Source organism: Burkholderia sp. E168m23 (assembly GCF_016586125.1).
GTDB classification, from domain to species: Bacteria; Pseudomonadota; Gammaproteobacteria; order Burkholderiales; family Burkholderiaceae; genus Burkholderia; species Burkholderia orbicola.
Window position 1 is genome coordinate 1 of the sequence record NZ_BCPP01000128.1, and the last position, 10628, is coordinate 10628.

The 10628-nt window shown below is 65.0% G+C and carries 11 protein-coding genes and 1 tRNA gene; all 12 read right to left on the minus strand.

All coding sequences use genetic code 11. From position 1 onward, the window contains the following. A partial coding sequence (gene nuoE, locus JMF90_RS09510) for an NADH-quinone oxidoreductase subunit NuoE (protein WP_201325067.1) occupies positions 1-425 on the minus strand: 425 nt, incomplete at its 3' end. 184 nt (positions 426-609) lie between these two features. Then, positions 610-1863, minus strand: coding sequence for an NADH-quinone oxidoreductase subunit D (locus tag JMF90_RS09515; RefSeq protein ID WP_006478265.1), 1254 nt, complete (start codon positions 1861-1863; stop codon positions 610-612). 9 nt (positions 1864-1872) lie between these two features. Then, positions 1873-2475, minus strand: a complete 603-nt coding sequence (locus JMF90_RS09520) for an NADH-quinone oxidoreductase subunit C (RefSeq protein WP_006478264.1) — start codon at positions 2473-2475, stop codon at positions 1873-1875. A gap of 21 nt (positions 2476-2496) precedes the next feature. After that, the gene (locus tag JMF90_RS09525; protein ID WP_006398799.1) at positions 2497-2976 is read right to left on the minus strand and encodes an NADH-quinone oxidoreductase subunit B family protein; all 480 of its coding nucleotides are present in this window, start codon (positions 2974-2976) and stop codon (positions 2497-2499) included. A gap of 62 nt (positions 2977-3038) precedes the next feature. Next, positions 3039-3398 (minus strand): NADH-quinone oxidoreductase subunit A, encoded by a 360-nt coding sequence (locus JMF90_RS09530; protein ID WP_006398798.1) that lies wholly within the window; start codon positions 3396-3398, stop codon positions 3039-3041. Between the two features lie 153 nt (positions 3399-3551). Next, a tRNA-Leu gene (locus JMF90_RS09535) sits at positions 3552-3636 on the minus strand. A gap of 110 nt (positions 3637-3746) precedes the next feature. Then, on the minus strand, positions 3747-4124 hold the full coding sequence (secG, locus tag JMF90_RS09540) for a preprotein translocase subunit SecG (RefSeq protein ID WP_034201508.1): 378 nt from the start codon (positions 4122-4124) through the stop codon (positions 3747-3749). A 72-nt stretch (positions 4125-4196) separates the two neighbouring features. After that, the gene (tpiA, locus tag JMF90_RS09545; RefSeq protein ID WP_006478261.1) at positions 4197-4952 is read right to left on the minus strand and encodes a triose-phosphate isomerase; all 756 of its coding nucleotides are present in this window, start codon (positions 4950-4952) and stop codon (positions 4197-4199) included. 140 nt (positions 4953-5092) lie between these two features. Further along, a complete protein-coding gene (locus tag JMF90_RS09550; RefSeq protein ID WP_054928010.1) occupies positions 5093-6112 on the minus strand; it encodes an NAD(P)H-quinone oxidoreductase in 1020 nt (339 codons plus the stop codon). Positions 6113-6260: 148 nt separating this feature from the next. Then, complete coding sequence (gene pnp, locus JMF90_RS09555; RefSeq protein ID WP_011545817.1) at positions 6261-8408, minus strand: polyribonucleotide nucleotidyltransferase; 2148 nt, start codon at positions 8406-8408, stop codon at positions 6261-6263. A gap of 290 nt (positions 8409-8698) precedes the next feature. Then, on the minus strand, positions 8699-8968 hold the full coding sequence (rpsO, locus tag JMF90_RS09560) for a 30S ribosomal protein S15 (protein WP_006398792.1): 270 nt from the start codon (positions 8966-8968) through the stop codon (positions 8699-8701). Positions 8969-9075: 107 nt separating this feature from the next. Further along, on the minus strand, positions 9076-10335 hold the full coding sequence (locus JMF90_RS09565) for a branched-chain amino acid ABC transporter substrate-binding protein (protein ID WP_011694333.1): 1260 nt from the start codon (positions 10333-10335) through the stop codon (positions 9076-9078). Positions 10336-10628 lie beyond the last annotated feature (293 nt).

Genomic DNA, 10628 nt, shown 5'->3' on the forward strand with positions numbered 1-10628 from the left:
CTGTGATTGTTCACCAGCAGCACCGGCGCATCGCCGCACGAGCCCATGCATTCACCTTCCTTCAGCGTGAACTTGCCGTCGGGCGTGGTCTCGCCGAAGCCGATGCCCAGCTTCTGTTTCAGGTAGTCGGCAGTCGCTTCCGCGCCGCCGTGCGGGCCGAGCTGGCACGGCAGGTTCGTGCAGAGCGTGATCTTGTGCTTGCCGACCGGTTTGAGCTCGTACATCGTGTAGAACGTCGCGACTTCCTGCACGGCAACGGCCGGCATGCCGAGATAGTCCGCGACGAACTGCATCAGTTCGGGCGACAGCCAGCCGTGCTCTTCTTGAGCGACGGCCAACGCCGACATCACGGCGGACTGTTTCTGATCGGCGGGATACTTCGTCAACGCTCGATCGATTTCCTTCAGGCCTTCAGCTGAGATCATTTTCAGACACGACTCTTTCAATTCCTACCGAACGAACAACCTGCCGCACACTGGGGTGCATGGACGGCAGACCTGGCGCTCACTCTGTTGACAGCTTGCGAAGCCGCGCCGGTTCGGCGCATACCGCTTGTGACTTCGCGTGTGACTGACTGCTCGCCGCCCGCGCTCGCGGGCGGCGCAACCATTAGCGATCGATTTCGCCGAACACGATGTCCTGCGTACCGATGATCGTGACGGCGTCGGCGATCATGTGACCGCGCGCCATTTCGTCGAGCGACGCCAGGTGCGCGAAACCCGGCGCGCGAATCTTGAGGCGATACGGCTTGTTGGCGCCATCGGACACGAGGTAGATGCCGAACTCACCCTTCGGATGCTCGACCGCCGCGTACGCTTCGCCTTCCGGCACATGGAAACCTTCGGTGAAGAGCTTGAAGTGGTGAATCAAGTCTTCCATGTTGGTCTTCATGCCGACGCGCGACGGCGGGGCAACCTTGTGATTGTCCGTCATCACCGGGCCCGGATTCTTGCGGAGCCACTCAATACACTGTTTCGCGATGCGGATCGACTGGCGCATTTCTTCGACGCGCACAAGATAGCGGTCGTAGCAATCGCCGTTCACGCCGACCGGCACGTCGAAATCCATCCGATCGTACACTTCGTAGGGCTGCTTCTTGCGCAGGTCCCACGCGATGCCCGAGCCGCGCAGCATCGGGCCGGTCAGGCCCATCTGCAGCGCACGCTCCGGGCTCACCACGCCGATCCCGACCAGACGCTGTTTCCAGATCCGGTTGTCGGTCAGCAGCGTTTCGTATTCGTCGACGCACTTCGGGAAGCGCGTGAAGAAATCGTCGATGAAGTCGAGCACCGAGCCGCTGCGCGCTTCGTTCATCTTCGCAAGCGCCTTCTCGTTGCGAATCTTCGACGCCTTGTATTGCGGCATTGCGTCAGGCAGATCGCGATAGACGCCGCCCGGACGATAGTAGGCCGCGTGCATCCGGGCGCCGGACACCGCTTCGTACACGTCCATCAGGTCTTCGCGTTCGCGGAAAGCGTACAGGAACACGGCCATCGCGCCGACGTCGAGTGCGTGCGCGCCGATCCACATCAGGTGGTTCAGCACGCGCGTGATTTCGTCGAACAGCACGCGGATGTACTGCGCGCGCTCCGGCACTTCGATGCCGAGCAGCTTTTCGATCGCGAGCACGTAGCCGTGCTCGTTGACCATCATCGACACGTAGTCGAGACGGTCCATGTACGGCACGGACTGGATGAAGGTCTTGGATTCCGCGAGCTTTTCGGTCGCGCGGTGCAGCAGGCCGATGTGCGGATCGGCACGCTGGATGACTTCGCCATCGAGCTCGAGCACGAGGCGCAGCACGCCGTGCGCTGCCGGGTGCTGCGGGCCGAAGTTGAGCGTGTAGTTCTTGATTTCTGCCATGACGCCCCCTTAATGTTTCAGACCGCCATAGCGATCCTCGCGGATCACGCGCGGCGTGATTTCGCGCGGCTCGATCGTCACCGGCTGGTACACGACCCGCTTCTCTTCCGGGTCGTAACGCATTTCGACGTAGCCCGACACCGGGAAGTCCTTGCGGAACGGGTGACCGATGAAGCCGTAGTCGGTGAGGATGCGGCGCAGGTCGGGGTGGCCTTCGAACACGATGCCGTACAGGTCGAACGCTTCGCGCTCGTACCAGTTCGCCGAGGTCCAGATGTCGACCAGCGACGCCACGATCGGCAGATCGTCGTCCGGCGCGAATGCGCGCAGGCGCAGGCGCCAGTTGTTCGTGACCGACAGCAGGTGCGACACGGCCGCGAAGCGCGGGCCGTCGTAGGCGCCGTCACCGAAGGTCTGGTAGTCGACGCCGCAGAGGTCGATCAGTTGCTCGAAACGGAGCTTCGGATCGTCGCGCAGCGTCTTTGCGACTTCGAGGTAATCGCTCGCCTTCACGACGAGCGTCAGTTCACCGATCGCTTCGGTGAGGCTCACCACGCGCGCGCCGAGCGCGGCTTCGAGGTTTGCCTTGAGGGTCTCGATTTTGCTTGCCATATTGAGGGGACGCTCGGGGCTTTATTGACGGGCGATGGTATTGGTGCGGCGGATCTTCGCCTGAAGCTGGATCACGCCGTAGACCAGCGCCTCGGCCGTGGGCGGACAGCCCGGCACATAGACGTCGACCGGCACAATCCGGTCGCAGCCGCGGACCACCGAGTACGAGTAGTGGTAATAACCACCGCCGTTGGCGCACGACCCCATCGAGATCACCCAGCGCGGCTCGGCCATCTGGTCGTACACGCGGCGCAGCGCGGGCGCCATCTTGTTGCACAGCGTGCCGGCGACGATCATCACGTCCGACTGACGCGGGCTCGGGCGAAACACGACGCCGAACCGGTCCAGATCGTAACGGGCCGCGCCCGCATGCATCATCTCGACGGCGCAACACGCGAGCCCGAACGTCATCGGCCACAGCGAGCCGGTACGCGTCCAGTTGATCAGCTTGTCAGCCGTCGTGGTGACAAACCCTTCCTTCAAGACCCCTTCGATACTCATTTGCTTTCCACTCCAGACGAGCGACCGAGCGTGGCCGCTCATGCAAACCGGCGATTAACCCATCACTCCCAGTCGAGCCCGCCTTTCTTCCAGATATAGGCAAAGCCCAGCAGGAATTCGAGCAGAAAAATCATCATTGCGATGAAACCCGGCCAGCCGATGTCCCGGAGCGCGACGCCCCACGGGAACAGGAATGCGGTTTCGAGATCGAAGATGATGAACAGGATGGCGACGAGGTAATACCGGACGTCGAATTTCATCCGGGCGTCTTCAAAGGCTTCGAAGCCGCACTCGTACGGTGCGTTCTTCTCGACGTCCGGCTTGTTGGGACCAAGGAGCTTGCCGATGCTGACCAGCGCTATACCTAAACCAGTGCCCACGAGGAGGAACAACAAGACGGGGTAATAGGCTGCGAGGTTCAAGGCAATCCTCTATCGGTTGGTTCTGAGCGTCCGGAGAATACCACTTCCGGCGGAAGGAATCATTTCGGAGTGCAGGCGATCGCAAGACAACCGCAAGCCCACCCCACAAATGAAAAATGCCAGCCACTGGAAGCGGCTGGCATTGAGTAACTTTGGTGCCGACGGCGAGACTCGAACTCGCACAGCTTTCGCCACTACCCCCTCAAGATAGCGTGTCTACCAATTTCACCACGTCGGCACTGCATGCAACTCGGGTTGTGCTGCTCGTTCCCGCGAATCGCTTCAAGAATTAAATTCTAACCCGAGTTCCGGATTTGTTCAACGCACAACCGCAAAAAAATTAACTTTTTATTTCGGGACATCCTGGCCCGGCGCGCTTGCGGCCGAACCGGCGGCAGCCGACGCCGCGACAGCCGGCGCCGATGCCGCGGGGGCCGATGCCGGCGCGGTCACTGCCGTGCCGAGCACGCCTGCCGACGGCGTCGACTTGTACGAACCGAGGTACGTCAGCGCGAGCGTCGCGACGAAGAAGATCGTCGCGAGAATGCCCGTCGTGCGCGACAGGAAGTTCGCCGAGCCCGTCGCACCGAACAGACTGCCCGACGCGCCGCTGCCGAATGCGGCGCCCATGTCGGCACCCTTGCCGTGCTGCAGCAGCACGAGCCCAATCACACCGAGTGCAGACAGCACCTGCACCACAATAATCAGCGTCTTGAATAACAGCATCACACCCACCCGATTGGATCGGGCGACCGGACCGACCGGCCGCCGTCATGGTTCAATTCGATCTCGGACCGCTCAACGCGCGGCCCGGCAGATCGCCAGGAAATCTTCCGCCTTCAGCGACGCGCCGCCGATCAGGCCGCCGTCGATGTCCGGCTGCGCGAACAGCTCTTCCGCGTTGTCCGGCTTCACGCTGCCGCCGTACAGCACGGACACGTCCGCCGCACCCTTTGCCGCGAGACGCGTCCGCAGGAACGCATGCACGTCCTGCGCCTGCGCCGACGTCGCGCTCTTGCCCGTGCCGATCGCCCAGACCGGCTCGTACGCGACGACGATACGCGCGGCCTCGTCAGCCGTCAGCACGGCCAGCACCGCGTCGAGCTGCGCACCGACGACCTGCTCGGTCGCACCCGACTCGCGCTCGTCGAGCGTCTCGCCGACACACACGACCGGCACGAGGCCGGCCGCGAGCGCGCGCTGCGTCTTCGCCGCGACCGTCTCGTTGCTTTCGCCGTGATACGCGCGACGCTCCGAGTGGCCGACGATCGCATACCGCGCGCCGAACTCCGCCACCATCGCAGCCGCCACCTCACCGGTGAATGCGCCTTGCTCGTGCGCGGACACGTCCTGCGCACCGAACGCGACACGGCCACCGCCAAGCTGCGCCTGAACCTGCGCGAGATACGGGAACGGCACGCACACGCCGATCGACGTTTCAGCCGCCACCGTGCCCGCGCCCTGCACCACTTCGTTCAGCAGCGCCTGGTTGCCGGCCAGCCGGCCGTGCATCTTCCAGTTGCCGATCACTCGCTTTGTTCGTTGTTTCGACATCGTGTCTGTCTCGTCACTATCTTGTCATTAACGTGCCGGAACCCGGCCGTCAGGTTGGATCTGGCGAAGCAAACCCGCGATTTTACTGCGCGCGGCTTGAACCGGTCAAACCGCGCATGTCAAGCCCGCCGCACGGGCCGTCAGGCGTTCGTTCCCCAATCGAGCACGATCTTGCCGGTATGCTCGCTGCTTTCCATCAGCGCATGCGCCTGTGCGGCGTCCGCGGCGGGCAACACGCGATAGATCACCGGCTTGATGCGGCCGTCGGCGAGCAGCGGCCACACGCGCGCCTTCAGCTGCGCGGCGATACGGGCCTTGAATTCGACCGGGCGCGGACGCAGCGTCGAACCGGTCACGGTCAGCCGGCGGCGCAGGATCTCGCTCAGGTTGACCTCGGCCTTCGCGCCGCCGAGCAGCGCGATCAGCACGAGACGGCCGCCGTCCGCGAGCGCGGCCAGCTCGCGCGGCACGTACGAGCCCGCCACCATGTCGAGGATCACGTCGACACCGCGATCGTGCGTCAGCGACTTCACGACTTCGACGAAGTCTTCGGTCTTGTAGTTGATCGCGCGCTCGGCGCCAAGCGCCTCGCACGCACGGCATTTGTCGGCGGTGCCGGCCGTCGCGAACACGCGAAAGCCGAGCGCATGCGCGATCTGGATCGCCGTCACGCCAATGCCGCTCGAGCCGCCCTGCACGAGCAGGGTCTCCTGCTCACCGCCCTCGCCCGCGCCGAGCTGCGCACGGTCGAACACGTTGCTCCACACGGTGAAAAACGTTTCGGGCAGCGAGGCGGCCTCGATATCGGTGAGACCATCCGGCACCGGCAGGCACTGCGGCAGCGGCGCGACCGCATATTCGGCATAGCCGCCGCCCGCGAGCAGCGCGCACACGCGATCGCCCAGTTTCAGCCCGAACGGGTTCAGGGCCGCATCGGACAAATCGCCGCCGACGATCTCGCCCGCGACCTCGAGGCCCGGCAGATCCGACGCACCCGGCGGCGGCGCATAGGCACCCTTGCGCTGGAACACGTCGGGCCGGTTCACGCCGGAAGCCGCCACCTTGATCAGCACCTCGCCGCGCTTCGGTTCGGGGCGCGGACGCTCCGCGAGCTTCAGCACGTCGGGGGCGCCGAATTCGGTGATTTCGATGGCTTTCATGGTGAGAGTCGCTCCAGGATCGGAATCGGATGGCACGCCCGTGCGCACGGCGCGGGCGCCTCGCCGGCGCTGCTGCGCCGCACAACGATGCTACAGAAAAAACGGCCGGCACGCTTTCGCACTGCCGGCCGTTGATCCGCCTGTCCGCTTACTGCTGCGGCGGCGTATCCGACTGCGCTGCCGCCGCTGCTTCATTCAGCAGCGCCTTGGCCGACAGACGCACGCGACCCTTCTCGTCCGTCTGGATCACCTTGACCTTCACCTGCTGACCTTCCTTCAGGTAGTCGTTGATGTCCTTCACGCGCTCGTTGACGATTTCCGAGATGTGCAGCAGGCCATCCTTGCCCGGCAGCAGATTCACGATCGCGCCGAAATCGAGCAGCTTGAGCACCGTGCCTTCATACACCTGACCGACTTCGATCTCGGCCGTGATTTGCTCGATGCGCTTCTTCGCTTCGGCCATGCCTTCGCTGCTCGTGCTGGCGATCGTCACGACGCCGTCATCCGAGATGTCGATGGTCGTGCCCGTTTCTTCCGTCAGCGCGCGGATCACCGAACCGCCCTTGCCGATCACGTCGCGGATCTTTTCCGGGTTGATCTTGACCGTGATCATGCGCGGCGCGAATTCCGACAGTTGCGTGTTCGCACCCGACACCGCCGACGTCATCTTGCCGAGGATGTGCAGGCGGCCTTCCTTCGCCTGCGCGAGCGCGACCTGCATGATTTCCTTCGTGATGCCCTGGATCTTGATGTCCATCTGCAGCGCCGTCACGCCTTGCTCCGTGCCGGCCACCTTGAAGTCCATGTCGCCGAGGTGATCTTCGTCGCCGAGGATGTCGGTCAGCACCGCGAACTTGTTGCCTTCGAGGATCAGGCCCATCGCGATACCCGCGACGTGCGCCTTCATCGGCACGCCGGCGTCCATCAGCGCGAGGCAGCCGCCGCACACCGACGCCATCGACGACGAACCGTTCGACTCGGTGATTTCCGACACGACACGGATCGAGTAGCCGAATTCGTCGGCGCTCGGCAGGCACTTGACCAGCGCGCGCTTGGCCAGACGGCCGTGGCCGATTTCGCGGCGCTTCGGCGAGCCGACGCGGCCCGTTTCGCCGGTCGCGAACGGGGGCATGTTGTAGTGGAGCATGAAGCGCTCGCGGTATTCGCCTTCGAGCGCGTCGATGATCTGCTCGTCACCCTTCGTGCCGAGCGTCGCGACGACCAGCGCCTGCGTTTCGCCGCGCGTGAACAGCGCCGAGCCGTGGGTACGCGGCAGCACGCCGGTGCGGATTTCGATCGGACGCACGGTGCGCGTGTCACGGCCGTCGATGCGCGGCTCGCCGTTCAGGATCTGCGAACGGACGATCTTCGCTTCGATGTCGAACAGCACGTTGCCGACCGTGGCCTTGTCGGCCGCGACCGTACCGGCCGCCAGCGCGTCTTCCTCGAGCTTCGCCGAGGTTGCCGCATAGACTTCCTTCAGCTTCGCCGAACGCGCCTGCTTGTCGCGGAGCTGGTAAGCGGCGAGCAGATCGTTCTGCGCCAGCTCGGTCACGCGCGCGATCAGCGCCTCGTTCTTCGGCGCCGGCTGCCAGTCCCACTCGGGCTTGCCGCCGTCGCGCACCAGTTCGTGGATCGCGTCGATCGCGATCTGCATCTGCTCGTGGCCGAACACCACGGCGCCCAGCATCACTTCTTCCGACAGTTGGTCGGCTTCCGACTCGACCATCAGCACGGCGCGCTCCGTACCCGCGACGACGAGGTCGAGGCTCGATGCCTTGAGCTGGTCACGCGTCGGGTTCAGCACGTACGCGTTGTCGATGTATGCCACGCGTGCGGCACCGACCGGGCCGTTGAACGGCAGGCCCGACACGGCGAGCGCGGCCGATGCGCCGATCAGCGCGGGGATGTCGGCCGGGATTTCCGGGTTCACGGACAGCACGTGGATCACGACCTGGACTTCGTTGTAGAAGCCTTCCGGGAACAGCGGGCGCAGCGGACGGTCGATCAGGCGCGACGTCAGCGTCTCGTGCTCCGACGGACGGCCTTCGCGGCGAAAGAAGCCGCCCGGGATCTTGCCGGCCGAGTAGGTCTTCTCGAGGTAGTCGACGGTCAACGGGAAGAAATCCTGGCCCGGCTTCGCCGACTTCGCGCCGACGACGGTTGCCAGCACGACGGTGTCTTCGACGTCGACGATCACGGCACCGCTCGCCTGGCGGGCGACTTCACCGGTTTCGAGGCGCACCTTGTGCTGGCCCCACTGGAATTCCTTCACGACCTTGTTGAACATGGACATGGTTGCTCCTTTGTATTCATGCATTTCATTCGCCGCGCCGGCCATCCCGCGCGGCGGCGTCCCGACCGAATCACCCGGAGCAAGGTGTGTTTTTTATGCCATTCCAGCGCGGCGCTCAGGCAGCGGCGCGCTGGAATGACACAAATCCTGCCCCGGTATCGGTCGTGGCGGCGGCCCCGCACGAACGTGCCGGACAGCCTGCGATGCGTGTGACGCTACGCACCGCGCAAAAACAAAATGCCTGTATCAGCGGACTGACACAGGCATCTTGCTGGCGGCAATCGCCTCGATTACTTACGCAGACCCAGCTTCTCGATCAGTGCGCGGTAACGGTCGGCATCCTTGCCCTTGAGGTAGTCGAGCAGCTTGCGGCGGCGGCTCACCATGCGCAGCAGGCCGCGGCGGCTGTGGTGATCCTTCGCGTGGGTCTTGAAGTGACCCGTCAGTTCGACGATACGTGCGGTCAGCAGTGCGACCTGGACTTCGGGCGACCCCGTGTCGTTGGTACCGCGGGCGAACTGAGCAACGACTTCCGACTTCTTGATATCTGCAACAGACATGTGATTTCCTTTCTAACTGAACAGGCGGACACGGAAGAATGGCCGTGCCGTGACTTACAACCGGCGCGCATTGTAGCACAACTCGGTGCCGTTCTTACCGCCCTCCGTCACGGGCGCGTCATCGAGCACGTCGACGGCATCTCCGTACGCTGCGCCGGCACCGCGAGCACCGTCCGGAAGCCGTAGCCCGATCCCTCGTTGTCGAAGCGCACGCCCGGCGTGCCGACCTTGTCCATTTCCATCACGTAAAGGGGCTGGATCAACTGGTGATCCTGGGCGCGCATCCGCGACGCGTGGAAGCCGTCGTCGAACGGCAGGCCCTCGAGCGCACGCGCGACCGCGACCGGGTCGGCCGAACCCGCGCGGGTCATCGCCGCGGCCAGCATCTCGATCATCTGGCTCATCCGCCGCACCGGGTAGTCGTCCTGCGCGGCCGGGAAACGGGTCCGGAACGCGCGGTAGAACGCGTCGGACTTGGCGCCGCCCGCGTTCGGGTGCCAGTCGGCCACCGCCACGACGCGGCCGACACCCGCGTCGCCGAGGGCCGCCGGCGCGCCGAGGCTGTTGCCGTAGAACGTATAGAACTTCGCGTCGAGCCCCTGTTCGCGCGCCGCCTTCACGAGCAGCGTGAGGTCGTTGCCCCAGTTGCCGGTCACGACGGCGTCCGCGCCGCTGGCGCGGATCTTCGCGATATACGGCGAGAAATCCTTGATCCGGCCGATCGGGTGGAATTCGTCGCCCGCGATCGTCACGTCCGGGCGCCGCGCCGCGAGCGCCTGCCGCGCGAGGGTGCTGACGTCGTGGCCGAAGCTGTAGTCCTGGTTCAACAGATAGACCTTTCGCAGCGCGCGATCGCGCGCCATCACGTCCGCAAGCGCGGCCATCCGCATGCCGGCATGCGCATCGAAGCGGAAATGCCAGAAACTGCAACGCGCGCCGGTCAGCGCCGGATCGTCGGCCGAATAGTTCAGGAACAGCATCCGGTTGTCCGGATCGCGCGCGTTCAGCTTGTCGAGCGCGGCGACGAGCGCGGCCGCGACGGCCGAGCTGTTGCCCTGCGCGACGAAGCCGACATGCCGGTCGGCGGCCGCGCGCAACTGCACGAGCGCCTCCTCCGGGCTGCCCTTGCTGTCGAGCACGACGAGTTCGAGCGGATGCGCGCCGTCACGCAGCTTCACGCCGCCCGCCGCATTGACCCGCTCGACACCGAAGCGCAGGTTGCGCTCCACCGCCGCGCCCGCGTTCGCGAACGGGCCCGACATCCCCTCGATCAGCGCGATCCGCACCGGCTCGCCGCCGGCAAACGCGGACGACACCAGCATCCACCCCGCGCTCCACGCGAGCGCGCACCGTTTCCACCCCTGCATCGGCCACCTGCCCTTCAATCTGCCCGAGAAGCGCGGATCATAGGCCGCCGCGCCCGCCACCCGCAAGCGCGACAGCCTGCGATCCGCACCGATTTTTTCCGCGCGATGCGCCGTCGCGCGCCGTCCGTGATAAAACGGGACTTGTTTCCGTGTTCTGGAGAATCCGATGCGCATTCGCATTCCCGCGCGCCTGCCCGTGCTGATCGCCGGTGCCGCCGCGCTGCTGGCCGGTTGCGCGCAACCGTGGCAGCAATACCAGGCCGGCCAGGACGAGTCGGCGATCGTCGCGCGCA

Excerpts from the sequence above, each read along its gene's own strand:
- rpsO (WP_006398792.1), bottom strand. The coding sequence starts at position 8,968 with ATGTCTGTTGCAGATATCAAGAAGTCGGAAGTCGTTGCTCAGTTCGCC.
- JMF90_RS09565 (WP_011694333.1), bottom strand. The coding sequence starts at position 10,335 with ATGCAGGGGTGGAAACGGTGCGCGCTCGCGTGGAGCGCGGGGTGGATG.
- JMF90_RS09515 (WP_006478265.1), bottom strand. The coding sequence starts at position 1,863 with ATGGCAGAAATCAAGAACTACACGCTCAACTTCGGCCCGCAGCACCCG.
- JMF90_RS09550 (WP_054928010.1), bottom strand. The coding sequence starts at position 6,112 with ATGAAAGCCATCGAAATCACCGAATTCGGCGCCCCCGACGTGCTGAAG.
- JMF90_RS09525 (WP_006398799.1), bottom strand. The coding sequence starts at position 2,976 with ATGAGTATCGAAGGGGTCTTGAAGGAAGGGTTTGTCACCACGACGGCT.
- tpiA (WP_006478261.1), bottom strand. The coding sequence starts at position 4,952 with ATGTCGAAACAACGAACAAAGCGAGTGATCGGCAACTGGAAGATGCAC.
- JMF90_RS09520 (WP_006478264.1), bottom strand. The coding sequence starts at position 2,475 with ATGGCAAGCAAAATCGAGACCCTCAAGGCAAACCTCGAAGCCGCGCTC.
- pnp (WP_011545817.1), bottom strand. The coding sequence starts at position 8,408 with ATGTCCATGTTCAACAAGGTCGTGAAGGAATTCCAGTGGGGCCAGCAC.
- secG (WP_034201508.1), bottom strand. The coding sequence starts at position 4,124 with ATGCTGTTATTCAAGACGCTGATTATTGTGGTGCAGGTGCTGTCTGCA.